At 45.8% G+C, this 17083-nt stretch carries 17 protein-coding genes; 8 read left to right on the forward strand and 9 right to left on the reverse strand.

Annotated elements, in window-relative coordinates; genetic code table 11:
- Position 1 precedes the first annotated feature (1 nt).
- The 4 genes from aceF to ampD all read right to left on the reverse strand — a co-directional run bounded on the left by aceF (position 2) and on the right by ampD (position 6239).
- A complete protein-coding gene (aceF, locus tag A6E01_RS10605) occupies positions 2-1927 on the reverse strand; it encodes a pyruvate dehydrogenase complex dihydrolipoyllysine-residue acetyltransferase (protein WP_065210200.1) in 1926 nt (641 codons plus the stop codon).
- Positions 1928-1955: 28 nt separating this feature from the next.
- The gene (gene aceE, locus A6E01_RS10610; RefSeq protein ID WP_065210201.1) at positions 1956-4619 is read right to left on the reverse strand and encodes a pyruvate dehydrogenase (acetyl-transferring), homodimeric type; all 2664 of its coding nucleotides are present in this window, start codon (positions 4617-4619) and stop codon (positions 1956-1958) included.
- A 63-nt stretch (positions 4620-4682) separates the two neighbouring features.
- Complete coding sequence (gene pdhR, locus A6E01_RS10615) at positions 4683-5456, reverse strand: pyruvate dehydrogenase complex transcriptional repressor PdhR (RefSeq protein WP_017027448.1); 774 nt, start codon at positions 5454-5456, stop codon at positions 4683-4685.
- A 240-nt stretch (positions 5457-5696) separates the two neighbouring features.
- Positions 5697-6239 (reverse strand): 1,6-anhydro-N-acetylmuramyl-L-alanine amidase AmpD, encoded by a 543-nt coding sequence (gene ampD / locus A6E01_RS10620; protein ID WP_017032773.1) that lies wholly within the window; start codon positions 6237-6239, stop codon positions 5697-5699.
- 97 nt (positions 6240-6336) lie between these two features.
- Here ampD and nadC point away from each other — a divergent pair, with 97 nt between their 5' ends.
- From nadC to yacG, 8 genes are all read left to right on the forward strand, one after another.
- Complete coding sequence (gene nadC / locus A6E01_RS10625) at positions 6337-7224, forward strand: carboxylating nicotinate-nucleotide diphosphorylase (RefSeq protein WP_017032774.1); 888 nt, start codon at positions 6337-6339, stop codon at positions 7222-7224.
- A gap of 257 nt (positions 7225-7481) precedes the next feature.
- Positions 7482-7886 (forward strand): pilin, encoded by a 405-nt coding sequence (locus tag A6E01_RS10630; protein WP_065210202.1) that lies wholly within the window; start codon positions 7482-7484, stop codon positions 7884-7886.
- Positions 7883-9430: a GspE/PulE family protein gene (locus A6E01_RS10635; protein ID WP_065210203.1), complete on the forward strand. Its 1548-nt coding sequence runs from the start codon at positions 7883-7885 to the stop codon at positions 9428-9430. Before A6E01_RS10630 ends, A6E01_RS10635 begins: the two co-directional genes overlap by 4 nt.
- The gene (locus A6E01_RS10640) at positions 9423-10631 is read left to right on the forward strand and encodes a type II secretion system F family protein (protein ID WP_065210204.1); all 1209 of its coding nucleotides are present in this window, start codon (positions 9423-9425) and stop codon (positions 10629-10631) included. Before A6E01_RS10635 ends, A6E01_RS10640 begins: the two co-directional genes overlap by 8 nt.
- 79 nt (positions 10632-10710) lie before the next feature.
- A complete protein-coding gene (locus tag A6E01_RS10645) occupies positions 10711-11589 on the forward strand; it encodes a prepilin peptidase (protein ID WP_017032777.1) in 879 nt (292 codons plus the stop codon).
- A complete protein-coding gene (coaE, locus tag A6E01_RS10650; RefSeq protein ID WP_017032778.1) occupies positions 11589-12188 on the forward strand; it encodes a dephospho-CoA kinase in 600 nt (199 codons plus the stop codon). The genes A6E01_RS10645 and coaE overlap by 1 nt, the downstream gene beginning before the upstream one ends.
- A 43-nt stretch (positions 12189-12231) precedes the next feature.
- Positions 12232-12972 (forward strand): cell division protein ZapD, encoded by a 741-nt coding sequence (zapD, locus tag A6E01_RS10655; protein WP_017032779.1) that lies wholly within the window; start codon positions 12232-12234, stop codon positions 12970-12972.
- A gap of 25 nt (positions 12973-12997) precedes the next feature.
- Complete coding sequence (yacG, locus tag A6E01_RS10660; protein WP_065210205.1) at positions 12998-13192, forward strand: DNA gyrase inhibitor YacG; 195 nt, start codon at positions 12998-13000, stop codon at positions 13190-13192.
- Positions 13193-13416: 224 nt separating this feature from the next.
- Here the strand turns inward: yacG and rplS are convergent, their stop codons facing one another.
- From rplS to ffh, 5 genes are all read right to left on the reverse strand, one after another.
- Positions 13417-13770 (reverse strand): 50S ribosomal protein L19, encoded by a 354-nt coding sequence (gene rplS, locus A6E01_RS10665; protein ID WP_017027439.1) that lies wholly within the window; start codon positions 13768-13770, stop codon positions 13417-13419.
- A 41-nt stretch (positions 13771-13811) separates the two neighbouring features.
- Positions 13812-14570, reverse strand: coding sequence for a tRNA (guanosine(37)-N1)-methyltransferase TrmD (trmD, locus tag A6E01_RS10670; protein ID WP_017027438.1), 759 nt, complete (start codon positions 14568-14570; stop codon positions 13812-13814).
- A gap of 21 nt (positions 14571-14591) precedes the next feature.
- On the reverse strand, positions 14592-15122 hold the full coding sequence (rimM, locus tag A6E01_RS10675) for a ribosome maturation factor RimM (protein ID WP_017027437.1): 531 nt from the start codon (positions 15120-15122) through the stop codon (positions 14592-14594).
- Between the two features lie 35 nt (positions 15123-15157).
- The gene (rpsP, locus tag A6E01_RS10680; protein ID WP_017027436.1) at positions 15158-15406 is read right to left on the reverse strand and encodes a 30S ribosomal protein S16; all 249 of its coding nucleotides are present in this window, start codon (positions 15404-15406) and stop codon (positions 15158-15160) included.
- Positions 15407-15647: 241 nt separating this feature from the next.
- Positions 15648-17039, reverse strand: coding sequence for a signal recognition particle protein (gene ffh, locus A6E01_RS10685; RefSeq protein ID WP_017027435.1), 1392 nt, complete (start codon positions 17037-17039; stop codon positions 15648-15650).
- Positions 17040-17083 lie beyond the last annotated feature (44 nt).

Genomic DNA, 17083 nt, shown 5'->3' on the forward strand with positions numbered 1-17083 from the left:
TTTACATTACCAGACGACGGATATCGCTTAGGCATTGGTTTAAGAAGGTAATGAATCTTGCACCTTCTGCACCATCGATAACACGGTGGTCATAAGACAGTGATAATGGAAGCATTAGGCGAGGAGTAAACTCACTGCCGTTCCATACTGGCTTCATCTCAGACTTAGATACACCAAGGATACCCACTTCTGGTGCATTCACGATTGGCGTGAATGCTGTACCGCCGATGCCACCTAGGCTTGAGATAGTGAAACAGCCACCCTGCATATCTGCAGCTGTTAGCTTACCAGAACGTGCCTTCTTAGAGATAGCCGCTAGTTCAGCAGACAACTCGTAGATGCCTTTCTTGTTTACGTCCTTAAATACAGGAACAACAAGACCGTTTGGCGTATCTACTGCGATACCAACGTTCACGTACTTCTTAAGAATGATGCTTGCGCCATCTTCAGATAGAGACGAGTTGAATGAAGGGAACTCTTCAAGCGCTTTCGCTACAGCCTTCAAGATAAACACAAGTGGAGTGATCTTGATACCAGAGTCTTTCTTCGCTTCAAATGCGTTTTGCTCTTTACGGAACTTCTCAAGCTCAGTGATATCTGCGTTATCCCACTGTGTAACGTGCGGGATCATTACCCAGTTACGATGCAGGTTAGCGCCAGAGATCTTCTTGATCTTAGACAGTTTCTGAACTTCAGTGTCACCAAACTTGCTGAAGTCCACTTTTGGCCATGGTAGTAGGCCAAGTGCACTCCCGTCACCTTTGCCTGATGCGCCAGCACCAGATTCAAGGCGCTTAAGTGCGTCTTTAACAAAGTTCTGTACATCATCTTTTAGGATGCGGTTCTTACGGCCTGTGCCTTTAACCTTAGAAAGGTTAACGCCAAACTCACGAGCAAGACGACGAACAACAGGAGATGCGTGTGCATACTCGTGGTTCTCTTGAAAGTCGCCTTTAGTTGCTGGTGCTTGAGCCGCTGCTGGTGCTGCTGCTGCCGATGCGGCAGGTGCTGCCGCTACTGGTGCAGGTGCCGCCGCCGCTGGAGCCGCTGCTCCGCCGCCAACTGTCTCAAATACCATGATTAGAGAACCAGTGGTTACTGAATCGCCTTCAGTAATCTTGATTTCTTTAACCGTACCCGCAAGTGGTGCTGGTACTTCCATAGAAGCCTTATCGCCTTCTACAGTAATGAGTGACTGTTCTTCTTCAACGCTATCACCAACAGAAACCATGATTTCAGTCACTTCGACTTCATCACCACCAATGTCAGGTACGTTAACTTCTTGACGTTCCGGCGTGCCGGCTGCTGATGCTGCTGCCGGAGCTGCAACAGGTGCAGATGCTACTGGAGCAGGAGCTGCTGGAGCACCTGAACCGGCCACCGGAGTGCCGGCCACTTCAAATACCATAACTAGAGAACCAGTTGATACTGAGTCGCCAGAAGCGATCTTGATTTCTTTTACTGTACCCGCAAATGGTGCAGGAACTTCCATAGAAGCCTTGTCGCCTTCAACAGTTAGAAGAGATTGCTCTTCTTCTACTGTATCGCCAACTGCAACCATGATTTCAGTCACTTCGACTTCATCACCGCCAATGTCAGGTACATGAACTTCTTTTAGTTCAGAAGCGCCGCCCGCAGGAGCTGCTACTGGAGCTGCTTCAACTGCTGGAGCTACAGGTGCTGCAGCTGCAGAACCCGCTTCTTCAAAAATCATAATTAAAGAACCCGTCGTTACTGAATCGCCTTCAGATACTTTGATTTCTTTAACGATACCCGCTTGAGACGCTGGTACTTCCATTGAAGCTTTGTCGCCTTCAACAGTGATCAGTGACTGTTCTTCTTCAACCTTGTCGCCAACGTTAACCAGAATCTCAGTTACTTCAACCTCATCAGCACCGATATCAGGTACATTAATTTCGATTGTCATTGTTTATTTCCCTTAATAAATGGAAGTCTTATGCGTATTGCGGGTTAATTTTGTCTGCGTCGATGCCGAATTTAGCAATTGCTTCTGCAACTACTGACTTCTCAACATCGCCACGTTTCGCCAGTTCAGTAAGCGCAGCAACGACTACGTAGCCAGCGTTAACTTCGAAGTGACGACGTAGGTTTTCACGGCTGTCTGAACGACCGAAGCCATCAGTACCAAGAACCTTGTAAGACTCAGAAGGCATGAATGCACGCACTTGCTCAGCGTAGTTCTTCATGTAGTCAGTGACTGCGATTGCAGGCTCGCTACCAAGAACCGTTGTGATGTACGGTACTTTCTCTTCCGCTTCTGGGTGAAGCATGTTGTCACGCTCTACCGCTTGACCGTCACGAGTTAGCTCGTTAAACGATGTTACAGAGAAGATGTCAGAGGCTACGCCGTACTCTTCGCTTAGGATCTGAGCGGCTTTACGCGCTTCGTTCATGATAGTACCAGAGCTCATTAGCTGAACTTTAGACTTGTCACCTGCGTAAGACTCAAGCTTGTAGATACCTTTACGGATGCCTTCTTCAGCGCCTTCTGGCATTGCTGGCATTGCGTAGTTCTCGTTCATTACTGTTAGGTAGTAGTAAACGTTCTCTTGCTCAGGACCGTACATGCGACGGATACCGTCTTGCATGATTACCGCTAGCTCGTAAGCAAACGTTGGGTCATAAGAGATACAGTTAGGTACAGTGTTCGCCATGATGTGCGAGTGACCATCTTCGTGCTGTAGACCTTCACCGTTTAGCGTTGTACGACCTGCTGTAGCACCTAGTAGGAAGCCACGAGCTTGTTGGTCACCTGCTAGCCATGCCATGTCGCCAATACGTTGGAAACCGAACATTGAGTAGTAGATGTAGAATGGGATCATTGGTAGATCGTTGGTGCTGTATGACGTTGCTGCAGCAACCCAAGACGCCATTGAACCTAGTTCGTTGATACCTTCTTGAAGAACCTGACCAGAAGTCGCTTCTTTGTAGTAAGAAACAATGCCTTTATCTTCAGGCGTGTAGTCTTGACCGTGCGGGTTGTAGATACCGATTTGACGGAATAGACCTTCCATACCAAAGGTACGTGCTTCGTCACAGATGATAGGAACGATGTTCTTACCAACGCTCTTGTTCTTCAACAAGATGTTCAGTGTACGAACGTACGCCATAGTGGTAGAGATTTCACGCTTCTGAGCACCCAGTAGAGGAGCGAACTCTTCTAGTTCTGGTACTTGGAATTCTTGAGTGAACTTAGGCAGACGCGCTGGAGTGTAACCGTGTAGAGCGTTACGACGAGCATGCATGTATTCGTATTCAGGAGTGCCAGCTTCAAGCTTCAGGTAAGGAAGTTCAGCTAGTTTGTCATCTGAAAGGATGTCTTCTAGGCCTAGACGGTCACGCAGGTGTTGAACATGAGTCATGTCCATTTTCTTCACGCCGTGTGCAATGTTCTTGCCTTCTGCTGCATCACCCATGCCGTAACCTTTAACGGTTTTAGCTAGGATAACCGTTGGCTTGCCGCCAGTTTCTTTCGCATTGTTGAATGCTGCGAATAGCTTAGATGAATCATGACCACCACGCTTAAGAGCGAAGATTTCGTCATCAGTCATATCGGCAACAAGTGCTGCAGTCTCAGGGTATTTACCAAAGAAGTGCTCACGTACGTACGCGCCATCTTTAGATTTGAATGTTTGGTAGTCACCGTCGATAGTTTCGTTCATTAGCTGAAGAAGCTTACCTGTGGTGTCTTTTGCAAGTAGTGAATCCCAGTTGCTACCCCAGATAACTTTAACAACGTTCCAACCAGCGCCTTTAAATAGGCCTTCTAGTTCTTGGATGATGCTGCCGTTACCCATTACAGGGCCATCTAGACGCTGTAGGTTACAGTTGATTAGGAAACATAGGTTGTCCAGTTTTTCACGAGCAGCAAAAGAGATTGCGCCGCGTGATTCTGGCTCATCCATCTCACCATCACCTAGGAATGCGTAAACGCGCTGAGCTGAAGTATCTTTTAGACCACGGCCTTCAAGGTACTTCAAAAAGCGAGCTTGGTAGATAGCAGAGATCGGGCCTAGACCCATAGATACTGTTGGGAACTGCCAGAATTCAGGCATCAACTTAGGGTGTGGGTAAGAAGGGATACCCTTGCCATCAACTTCTTGACGGAAGTTGTCTAGCTGCTCTTCAGTTAGACGACCCTCAACGAATGCACGAGAGTAAATACCTGGAGAGATATGACCTTGGTAGTAAACCAAATCGCCACCGTCCGTCTCATTTGGAGCGCGGAAGAAGTGGTTGAAGCAAACTTCGTAGAATGCAGCTGCTGACTGATAAGAAGCCATGTGACCACCTAGGTCTAGGTCTTTCTTAGAAGCACGCAATACAATCATGATTGCGTTCCAGCGGATGATTGAGCGAATACGACGCTCAAGCGTTACATCACCAGGGTAAGCTGGTTCTTGTGCGGCCGGAATGGTATTGATGTAGTTAGTGTTAATGCCTGTAGGCATATCAACACCGTCTAAGCGAGCCTTATCTAGAACTTGTTCTAGTAGGAACTGCGCGCGTTCTACACCTTCTTCACGTACTACTGACTCAAGCGCTTCTAACCAATCTTGAGTTTCCAGAGCATCTACGTCATGCTTCATATCAGACATGGCGAACTATCCTTTTTTATTAAGTTAGGTCAACTACTAGGGTGGTATACCCTAAGCAAAAGCTTACTGTTTGTTCTGTTGAATTCGACGCAATGAACGAGCTCTTCTGCCCTGTTCTTCGGTCAAGTCCGACAATGTTTCATCGATAAACGCTAAATGAGTCTCAGACATTTCACGGGCTCGTTGTGGCTCTCTCGATGTAATCGCCTTAACGATGTCCGCTCTGTGCTCATTTAATTTTTGAATTACGTCTTCACGGCTGTGTAGAAGCATCAGGTTTTGTGACACGTTCTTTTGCAACAGTGGAGATAAACTACGAACAATGTGCAATAGCACGACGTTATGTGAAGCCTCTGCAATAGCAATCAGAAACTCCATGATGGCTTCAGATTCTTGCTCAACGTCATCGCTATCCACCGTAACGCTCATCGCCTTTTGGCACTGAGTAATACGCTGGAAGTCCTCTGCTGTTCCTCTTAAAGCTGCAAAATAGGCAGAGATACCCTCGAGTGCATGTCGCGTCTCTAATAGGTCTCTTTGCGTATCAGCATGATTTGAAAGAAGGTTCAAAAGAGGATCGGTTAGATTAGAAGACAAGCTTTCACAAACAAAAGTTCCTCCACCTTGGCGACGAGTTAACAACCCTTTGGCTTCTAGCCTTTGAATTGCTTCGCGTACCGACGGTCTAGAAACATCAAACTGCTTGGCAAGTTCTCTCTCAGGCGGCAATTGCTGGCCTGGAGACAATATGCCATCCAAAATCAATGTTTCCAACTCACGCTCTATCACATCAGATAGCTTAGGTTGGCGAATACTTTGAAAGGAAACTTTTTGCATCTAAATCTCTGCGTCCTGCTCGATGTTAATTGGTATTACCAATTTCAACTTGACGCGAAACTTAACATATCAATTTCTCACCTGTCTAGGGAAAATTTGATTTAAATCATAAAACAGGGAGCGTGATAACAAAATAATGCTAAAGAAACGGGGGGCTGTGACGTATTTGTTAACAAATATGTATTCACGCGAACTATATGTTCACTCACACACTTGTATGACAAATGTATCAATCATGCACTAACCTGCGATCATCTTGCGGAATCTAGACCAATTAAAGGACAAGCCTGGATCGGTCTTTCGCAGCGGCGCGATATACTGATGGCCAGTAATTCTAGATGGAGTGAGCTTAGGATAGGCGTCGAGTAGAAACTGAGTCAGCATGGCTAGGGATTGATATTGATCCTGTGTATAAGACACATAATCCGTTCCCTCTAGCTCAATACCAATTGAATAGTCATTGCACTTATCACGACCGGCAAAAGAAGAAAGGCCGGCATGCCACGCTCGTTTTTCAAATGGGACAAACTGTACTATTTCACCATCCCTTTTAATTAAGCAATGCGCCGAAACTCGCATACCGCTAATGCCTTCAAAAAACGGGTGCAAAGAGGCATCCAGTTTCCCTTGAAAAAAGGCTTCAATATTGCCGTTATTAAATTCAGCGGGTGGAAGGGAAATATTATGTACTACCAGTAAAGAGATGTCCTTGGGATCAGGTCTCTCATCACAATGCGGAGATGGGATGGCTTTGGCGTACGGATACCATAAATTAGCGGACATTTTTCTTCCCTGAGAGCAATTGTTGCTGAATTATAATTCAAGCAAGAGTATCATTCAGCACAAATCAGTATTCGACAACATAGTGAAAGTTTTGGTTATGAAAAATACCCACGACAGTGACGCTCGTTTAGCGTACCTAAAGCAACAACTGCCTCACGAAGTATCTCGCGCAGTAGAAGAGACACTTAAAGAAGATCTTGGGGGCTCTGTTGACGCTTCTGTGGACATCACCGCAAATCTCATTGCAGAAGATACTCAAGGTATAGCAACTATTATCACTCGCGAACACGGTGTGTTCTGTGGGCAGATGTGGGCTGACGAAGTCTTCAAGCAACTTGGCGGACAAGTGACGGTTGAATGGCACGTTGCCGATGGTGACACGGTAGAACCTAACCAAACGCTATGCACTCTTACAGGCCCAGCACGCACGCTATTGACTGGCGAGCGCAATGCTATGAACTTCATCCAAACACTCTCTGGCTGCGCTACTGTTGTTGCCGAGTATGTGAGCAAGATAGAAGGTACTGGTTGTAAGCTACTTGATACTCGAAAAACCATCCCTGGTTTACGCAGTGCATTAAAATACGCTGTTGCCTGTGGTGGCGGTTTCAATCACCGTATTGGTGTATTTGATGCCTACCTTATCAAGGAGAACCACATCATTGCCTGTGGTGGTATTGAGCAAGCTATCTCTACGGCCAAAGAGCTCAGCCCTGGAAAGCCTGTTGAGGTGGAAACAGAAAGCCTTGATGAGCTTAAGCAAGCCATTGATGCTGGCGCGGATATCATCATGCTCGATAACTTCACTTTAGATATGATGCGCGAAGCAGTCGCAATCAACCAAGGTCGCGCGGTACTTGAAAACTCAGGTAACGTTACCCTAGAGACTATCCGCCCTATGGCTGAAACGGGGGTTGATTTCATCTCAGTTGGTGCCCTAACTAAGCATTTGAAGGCAATGGACCTATCCATGCGCTTCAAATAGCCACCAGTTCAACACGCTATACAGAAAGGTCAGCATTGCTGGCCTTTTTTGTATCTCAACGTTTTAGAAATAGTTCACTCTATTGCGACAGGCTTTCCCTTTATTACTGCTTCTACACACATCTGTTACTCCATTCACTGCGAGGCACTTAGCAAGGGCTTGCTCCCTTTCTTTTACCACAGCTCATAGCTTCTAGTTTTATTGCCACCAGCAAACCTTGAGTTACCCAAGGAGAAAACAATAATGAGGAAAGAGCAATGAGCAGAAAACAAACCGGCTTCACCTTAATCGAACTGATGATTGTCGTCGCTATCATAGGCGTGCTGTCCGCTATCGGCATTCCCATGTACAAAGACTATGTAAAAAAGTCTGAACTGGCTTCAGCAACCGCGACCTTACGCGGATTGCTAACCAAGGCTGAACTCTATTATTTAGACCAAGGTTCTTTTCCTACCACTCTGAATCAAATCAATACGGTATCGAGTGCCGGCGGCAGTATTGGGGAGGTGGGGATTAGTGGCAATCAGCTTCAATTCACCTTTAGCTCAACGGGCAGTTCATTAGATGGGGCATCTGTGTCCTTTGCTCGTGACGATACCTCGGGTTGGAGTTGTAGCGTAAGTGGCGCTGGCAGTACTGTCTTACCAAAAGGCTGCCAATGATCCACTCTATTATTGCTTCACTCAGCCCTGCAATACTCAATCAAGCTGATGTGGAGCAATTGTCCAACAGGAGCATAGAATCGACCGCTGACGCACTCTATCAAATATCGCAAGTCAGCCGGCATTCATTAGCACAGCTAGGGCAGATGCTGGCTAATCATCACCAACTTGCTTTCAATCCGAGCCCTAATCGAAGCGTTAAACTTGAAGCTATAATAACCGTCATTAAAGAGCTCCATCTTGAGTCGATTGTTGTTCAGTATCCTATTATCCCAATATCACTGAATGACGGAGTGTTGCACCTGCTCTCCTTTGATCCTCTTCTCAAGTCTCTATTAGCCGAACTGCAATTTCACCATCGCCTTAATACCCAGCTAATTCTCACTGATATCGAGCAATTCCAGTATCTGTATACTCAGGTAAAGCGCCAGCTAAGCTCTTCGCATAATCAAGACAGTGGCGACCTGAATCTTCTTCCCAAAATAATGGAGCAAGGCCAACAGAGGGATGCCTCAGATATCCATATCGAGCCGGATAAACAACAGGCTCGAGTGCGAATACGCTGTGATGGGTTACTCGTGACCATCATGCAGTTCCCAATAGATAAAATGATGGCGCTTGTCAGTCAGATAAAAATCTATGCCGAGCTGGATATCACCGAGCAGCGATTGCCACAAGATGGGCGCATGAGCTATGCCCTTTCTGAAAAAGAAGAAATAGAAGTTCGCGTCTCCACCCTCCCTACCCTATGGGGTGAAAAGCTAGTGATGAGAATTGCAAGGGAGAGAGAAAGCCTGCCCAAGCTTGATCAACTAGGACTCAAGCAAGAACAGCACCACGCATTAAAGCAGGCACTTAAACAACCTCAAGGGCTCATATTGGTGACTGGGCCAACCGGCAGTGGCAAGACCATCACGCTCTACTCTTGCCTCAGCGCCATCGCTAACGCCAGTATCAATATCTGCACAGTAGAAGATCCCGTAGAGATCCACTTTGAAGGGTTCAATCAAGTCCAAACCAATGTCCATATTGGCCTTAACTTTGCTAGGTGCCTTCGCTCCTTACTACGTCAAGATCCTGATGTGATCATGCTAGGCGAGATACGTGATGCTGAAACCGCAGAGATCGCCATTCACGCAGCACAAACCGGTCATCTGGTGCTCTCGACCCTACACACTAATTCAGCCTTTAGCGCTTTAGAGCGCCTATATCAGCTTGGCATTAATCAAGCAGACCTTATCGACAGCCTGCAGTTAGTTATAGCCCAGCGCCTGCTACGCAAGTCGTGCCCGAACTGCGTTCAAAACATCTCCAGCGATATTTGCCATCACTGTAATGAAGGCTACAAAGGTCGAACTGGTGTATTCGAACTGTTACCCATCACTCGCCAACTACTGTGCAATATTACGCAACTACAAGATGGCAAAGAAGAGATAAACGATTATCTCATTGGTGAGCAAGGTCTACATAATGTCGCCAAAGAGCTTTGCTTGAAACGAGTTACTACCCATCAAGAGATCGAGCGAGTGCTGGGGCATGAGTAGCTTACAGCTGTTTATTTGGCTCGGCGCTGGCGACTCTAAACCTAGGATTACCGGCCACCTTTTAGCCTATTCAGCTCTCCAACTAAAAAGGATATTAAGGAGTAAAGGCATTGAGCTTCGTAAATTCATAGCAAAGCCGGTTCCCTTTACCTCAGCTTACAAGCATGAGGTGAAATATGGTGATGTCACCACTTTTACCCATCAGTTATCCTTAATGCTTGAGGCTGGACTGCCACTATCTCTGGCTTTGAATGAACTGCAACACTCCAGCCAACGACAAGGCGTGCGGGCCTTGTTAGAAGAGCTGCATTTTCAGATTCAGCAAGGTCAAAGGCTTTCTGTAGCAATGCAGATGTTTAGCTTTCTCGATTCTATTTACCTTCAGTTTGTACGAATCGGTGAGGAGAACGGTGACCTTTCCACAGCACTGGGGTATTGCACCCAGCACAGAGAGAAAAATCAGCAATTACTCAAGCAGGTAAAGTCAGCGCTCATCTATCCCGCTTCCGTCATCATAACGGCGTGTGTGGTATTTGCTGTAATGATGGTATTTGTCATCCCGCAGTTCTCGAGCTTGTTCCATAGTTTTGGCGCCGAATTGCCAGCACTCACTCAGTTCACCGTAGAGCTCTCAACTTGGCTTCAGCGGTATTTTGGGGCACTACTATTGTGCCTATCGGTAATCACTAGCCTTATCTATCTGTGTTATCGGAAAAGTCAGGCTTTTCGTCATAGCATTGCTAAACACAGCTTAAGCATCCCGATACTGGGTCACTGCATTCTTGTGAGTGAGTTAGCTCGTTTCAATTTGCTATTGTGCAATGGAATACAAGCGGGTCTTCCGCTCGTCACTTGTCTGAACAACGCCTCGTTTGGCGTGCGCAATGACTTTATACGTCAGGCACTAAGTAGTGCAAATGATAGTATCAAGGAAGGCAAAAGCCTTTATTACTCCCTAGAAGCCCTTACTTTCCTCCCATCAATCATGCTAAAGATGATTAAAATTGGCGAAATAAGCGGAACCCTAGCGGTGATTACCGGGAGATTGGCTACACTTTTTGAACAGCAACTAAAGGAAGCAACGGACAAATTAGGCCAATTAATAGAGCCCTTAGTCATTGTTTTTCTTGGTACTCTTGTGGGAGGACTGGTGTTAAGTATGTATTTACCTATTTTCAGCCTTATGAGTGCAGTTGGATAAGATTATCTCTGAGATAGGTGTAAACAAGCACTTAAAGTTGCGATAACATACCCACAGACTTTCTCAATATTGGCTCAAGATGCTCGATTTTTATTTTTTGCACTACCCTTTGCTATTTCCGATACTCGCCACCATTCTTGGCTTGATCATTGGTAGCTTTCTCAATGTAGTGATCCATCGACTTCCGATCATCATGGAAAGAGAATGGCAGAAAGAATTTGCGGAAGCCTACCCAGAGCTAAAACTAAAAGTACCTGAAGGGGTCTTTAACATAAGCCTCCCCCGCTCACGTTGCCCTAAATGTGAAGCGCCAATTAAAGCGATACATAACATTCCGGTTATCGGTTGGCTAAGCCTTAAAGGGCGTTGCCGTGCCTGTGGCGATAAAATCAGCCCTAGATACCCACTAATAGAGCTTCTTTCGGGTGCTCTTAGTCTCACCATCGCTCTCCTATTCGAACCAAGCTTATACGCTGTCGCAGTACTTGGATTTACCTGGGTGCTGCTTTGCGCCACCTTCATCGATTTAGACACTATGTTGCTGCCAGATAGCTTGACCCTACCTCTAATGTGGGCAGGTTTGGCTTTATCGGTATTTGGGATCAGCCCATTATCACTGCAAGATGCGGTTATCGGTGCGATGGCAGGTTATCTTTCTTTGTGGAGCGTCTACTGGTTATTCAAGTTGCTCACTGGCAAAGAAGGCATGGGCTATGGTGACTTCAAACTATTGGCGGCGCTGGGTGCGTGGTTAGGTTGGCAGTCGTTACCACTTATCATCTTACTTTCTTCTTTAGTTGGCCTAATATTTGGCATTATCCAGCTTAGACTCAAGCAACAAGGCGTTGAAAAAGCCTTCCCCTTCGGTCCATACCTAGCCATAGCAGGTTGGGTCTACTTGATAGTTGGTGATGATATTGTAACTTGGTATCTCAGTCGCTACATTGGAGGGTACTAATGTCCAAGATAATCGGTTTGACGGGGGGGATAGGAAGTGGAAAAACTACCGTAGCCAATCATTTCCATGACAATTACCATATCGATATCGTTGATGCTGACATTGTTGCTAGAGAGGTGGTAGAGCCAGGTAGTGAGGGCTTAACGGCGATTGAACATCACTTTGGTCGTTCAATTCTAAATGAAGATGGCACCCTAAATCGCGCTCAATTGCGTGAACGGGTATTTGCCGATCCAAGTAATAAACAATGGATCGACAATCTGCTACACCCAATGATCCGCCAGCGAATGCAACAACAGCTAGAAATGGCCACCTCACCCTACTGCCTACTGGTCATCCCATTGATGGTAGAGAATGGCTTGCAAAGCATGGCTGATCGCGTTTTAGTTGTGGATGTTTCTCCTGATACACAAATAGATCGAACTTTAGCGAGAGATGGCGTATCTAAACAGCAAGTGCTGTCAATATTAAAGGCACAAGCAACGCGAGAGCAAAGATTGGCCATCGCCGACGATATCATCAACAACGATAGTGACAATGGACATTTAGCAGAAAAAATTGCTGAGTTGCATCGTAAATATCTAGCCTTGTGTCACTGATTTCTGGGAGAATAACCATTATGTCTAAAGCAGGATGCAATGTATGACAATCCAAAGATATGAACATCCTCTGAATGAGAAAACCAGAACTTATCTGCGTATTGAAAGCCTTCTTCGTCAAGCGCAACACTGCGCGACGTTTTCAGACCCGCAACACTATCAAGTTCTTTTTCGTTCCTTGTTCGATCTATTAGATATATTTGAACAAATACAGCTAAAGCCTGAGTTGCTAAAAGATTTAGATAAACTAAAACTGACCTACAGTAACTGGTTAAATGTACCGGGTGTAGACCAACAGCGCCTACAAGGTCTATTAAGCGAAATAGCTCTAGTGCACAAAGAGGTATTAGGGGCTCAACGATTTGGCACCAAACTTAAAGAAGACAGTTTTTTGTCTTCCATTAGACAGCGCTTTAACCTGCCTGGCGGGGCATGCTGCTTTGATCTTCCTGCGTTGCACTATTGGCTTCATCAGCCTCTAGAAAAGCGCATGGCGGATGCTCAGCAGTGGCTGAAATCATTGGCTCCATTAAACCATGCGTTGCAGCAGTGGCTAAACCTCACTCGCAGCTCCGCACAATTTAAAGCCCAGATTGCGCGCAATGGCTTCTTCCAAAGCGATGCAGACGAAGCCAATATACTCAGACTGCACTTTGCCCACGATTATGGGGTATATCCCATGGTTTCAGGGCATAAGAATCGCTTTGCCATCAAGTTTATGCACTTTGATACCGGCCAAGCCAGCACCCAAGATATCGAATTTGAACTGGCTATTTGTAGCTAATCAATACAGTAAGAGAAGTAACACTATGAGCAAGATTACCATCGTACCCTGCCCAACCTGTGGCAATGATGTTGAGTGGGGAGAACAAAGCCCACACCGTCCTTTCTGTAGCAAGAAGTGCCAAATGATCGACTTCGGTGACTGGGCAGACGAAGAAAACTCCATCGCTGGTGCACCAGATATGTCGGATAGTGATGGGTGGTCGGAAGATCAATACTAAGTGGATTAGCTGTCAGCTATCAGCTGCAAGCCGTCAGACAGAGCTGCATCTTTCACACCGTCATCCTGAACTTGATTCAGGACCTTAGAGCCAACAGAACTCAAAGCAGATATGTGTTCGCATCGACAATGCTGTAATCATTTGAAATAACCAGCTATAAACCGAAAACAAAAAAAAGGAGACCGAAAGGTCTCCTTTTTTCTTATGAGAAATGCAGGTTTGCATTACTTCTTAGTAAGTTTCTCTTTAATACGAGCTGACTTACCAGAACGCTCACGTAGGTAGTACAACTTGGCACGACGTACTGCACCACGGCGTTTAACTTCAATGCTATCAACCATTGGAGAGTGAGTTTGGAATGCACGCTCAACACCTTCACCGTTCGAGATTTTACGAACTGTGAATGCAGAGTGTAGACCACGGTTACGAATAGCGATTACAACGCCTTCGAATGCCTGTAGACGCTCACGGTCGCCTTCTTTTACCTTAACCTGAACTACAACAGTATCACCTGGTGCGAATTTAGGAAGGTCTGTTTTCATTTGCTCTTGCTCAAGAGCGTTGATGATATTACTCATGTTTCTATACCCTAGAATAAACTGAATCTAAATTTAATAGGTTACTTGCTGTCTTTATTCGTGCGCTTTCGCTCCATCACGAACTCGGCAAGTAAGTGTTCCTGTTCGTCAGTCAGAGCTAGGTTTTCCAGCATCTCTGGCCTTCTTAGCCAAGTACGGCCTAACGATTGTTTCAATCGCCAGCGACGAATGTCCTTGTGGTTTCCAGATTTTAGTACCGCTGGTACCTCTTTTCCATCCAACACTTCAGGACGCGTATAGTGGGGACAATCCAGTAACCCATTTGCAAAGGAGTCTTCCTCTGCTGACGCAAAATCACCTAGTACACCCGGTATAAACCTTGATACTGAGTCGATTAAGGTCATGGCTGGCAGTTCACCACCTGTCATCACAAAATCTCCAATTGACCATTCTTCGTCAACCTCAGATTGTATGATGCGCTCATCTACCCCTTCATAGCGGCCACAAATAAGAAGCAAGTTCTCGTTTGTTGCCAACTCTTCTACGCCTTGCTGGTCGAGTTTACGACCTTGAGGGCTAAGATAGATAACCTTCGTCTTTCCAGGAGCCGCTTGTTTGGCAGTGTTAATAGCATCGCGCAAAGGCTGTACCATCATCAACATACCAGGGCCACCCCCGTAGGGTCTATCATCGACAGTTCGATGTTTGTCTTGTGTAAAATCGCGGGGATTCCACGCTTCTACCGACAAAAGACCTTTTTTAACCGCTTGACCTGTTACACCAAAATCAGTGACAGAGCGGAACATTTCTGGAAACAGGCTTATTACGCCAACCCACATAGTTCACTCTCTAATTTTGATTTAAAAGGCAGGATCCCAGTCAACTTCGATCCGTTGAGCTTCGCGATCAACTTTGATGATCACTTGCTCTTCAAGGAACGGAATTAGTCGTTCCTTTTGGCCAAAAGCATCTTTCAGATTAGCTTTCACCACCAAAACATCGTTTGAACCCGTCTCAAGCATGTCTGAGACTTCGCCTAGGTCATAACCTTTAGTGGTTACAACTTTCATTCCAAACAATTCACGCCAGTAGAATTCTTCTTCTGACAGTTCCGGTAATGAAGATGAGGCTACTGAGATTTCAAGGTTAGTCATTAGATGTGCATCTTCACGTACATCAAGACCTTCCAGCTTACACACATAACCTTTGTTATGACGCTTCCAGCTTTCTACCTTGCACTCAACCCATGTCCCCTTTTGGTTCAAGAACCAAGGGCTATAATCGAAAATGTTTTCAGCATTGTCTGTAAAGGAATGAACTTTAAGCCAACCACGAATGCCATAAGTAGCGCCTAGCTTTCCTACAACAATTTTTTCGTTTTGTTCACTCATTCATTCTTTTCCTTAACATCGAGATAAATTGCTGATTAAGCCGCTTTTTGAGCGTCTTTAACTAGCTTAGCTACGCGGTCAGAAACTGTAGCACCTTGTGAAACCCAGTGGTTCACACGGTCTAGGTCTAGACGTAGACCTTCTTCTTGACCTTGAGCTGTAGGGTTGAAGAAACCTACTTTCTCGATGAAACGACCTGTAGCTGCGCGACGGCTGTCTGCTACTACGATTTGATAAAATGGACGCTTTTTAGCGCCGTGACGTGCCAAACGAATGGTAACCATGTCGTCCTCTTTGCTTTCTCAATAAAATAATTAACCCCAAACTACTCTTAGAGTTGCATGGGGTCTCGTGCCAAAATAAAGCTAGCGAATTTTACTCTTATTCCCAGTCTTTGCAAGGACTTTAGCTACTTTTTAAACAACTAATTGAATGTGAGCTAGTTAACAACTTGAAATAAAAAGGCTCTATCTAAATAGAGCCTTAAAAATACAGAGATTAGCTTAGAGCTTTCAGCGGTAGAGCCTATCGGCCGAATGGACCACCCATTCCGCCCATACCACCGCCGCCCATGCCGCCCATCATGCCTTGCATGTTACGCATCATGCCGCGCATTCCACCTTTCTGCATTTTCTTCATCATCTTCTGCATCTGAGTGAACTGCTTCAGTAGGCGGTTTACGTCTTGTACCTGAGTACCTGAACCTGCAGCGATACGCTTCTTGCGAGAGCCTTTGATTAGTTCAGGGCGCAGACGCTCTTTCATGGTCATTGAGCTGATGATGGCTTCCATCTGCTTAAACATCTTGTCATCTACCTTGTCTTTCATATTGTCAGGTAGATTACCCATGCCAGGCAGTTTGCCCATCATGCCAGCCATGCCGCCCATGTTTTCCATTTGGCCTAATTGTTCACGGAAGTCTTCAAGGTCAAAACCTTTCTTCTCCTTGAACTTCTTAGCCATCTTCTCTGCTTTATCGGTATCTACGTTGCGCTGTAGATCTTCGATAAGAGAAAGAACATCACCCATACCAAGGATACGAGAAGCCACTCGATCTGGATGGAAAGGTTCTAGTGCGTCAGTTTTTTCACCCACACCCAAGAACTTAATGGGCTTACCTGTGATGTGTTTAACCGATAAAGCCGCACCACCACGTGCATCACCATCGACCTTAGTTAGAATCACACCGGTCAGTGGCAGTGCATCGCCAAATGCTTTTGCTGTATTTGCCGCATCTTGACCCGTCATGGCATCAACGACAAATAGCGTTTCAACAGGATTAATCGCAGAATGAAGCTGCTTGATTTCTCCCATCATCTCTTCATCGATGGCTAGACGACCTGCGGTATCCACCAAGAGTACGTCGTAGAATTTCTTCTTCGCATGGTCGATAGCCGCATTAGCGATATCTAGAGGCTTTTGGTCTGCGCTTGATGGGAAGAAATCCACACCGACATCAGATGCTAATGTCTCTAGCTGTTTGATCGCTGCAGGACGATATACGTCGGCAGAAACAACCAATACTTTTTTCTTATCTCGCTCAGAAAGAAGTTTAGAAAGCTTACCTACACTGGTGGTTTTACCCGCACCTTGTAGACCTGCCATTAATACTACAGCCGGTGGCTGAGCAGCGAGGTTGAGACCTTCGTTGGACTCACCCATTACAGCTTCTAATTCAGACTGAACAATTTTAATGAACTCTTGGCCTGGAGTGAGAGATTTAGATACCTCTACACCTACCGCACCCTCTTTAACACGCTTGATGAAATCGCGTACTACAGGAAGGGCGACATCCGCCTCTAAAAGCGCCATGCGAACTTCGCGCAGCGTCTCTTTTATATTGTCTTCGGTCAGACGACCTTTACCGCTGATGTTCTTCAGCGTCTTGGATAATCGTTCTGTTAAGTTATCAAACATCGTGCTCTCTTCGCGTTGAATTGCGATTAATTACTCGAAGTATA

Source organism: Vibrio breoganii (genome assembly GCF_001677275.1).
Lineage (GTDB): Bacteria > Pseudomonadota > Gammaproteobacteria > Enterobacterales > Vibrionaceae > Vibrio > Vibrio breoganii.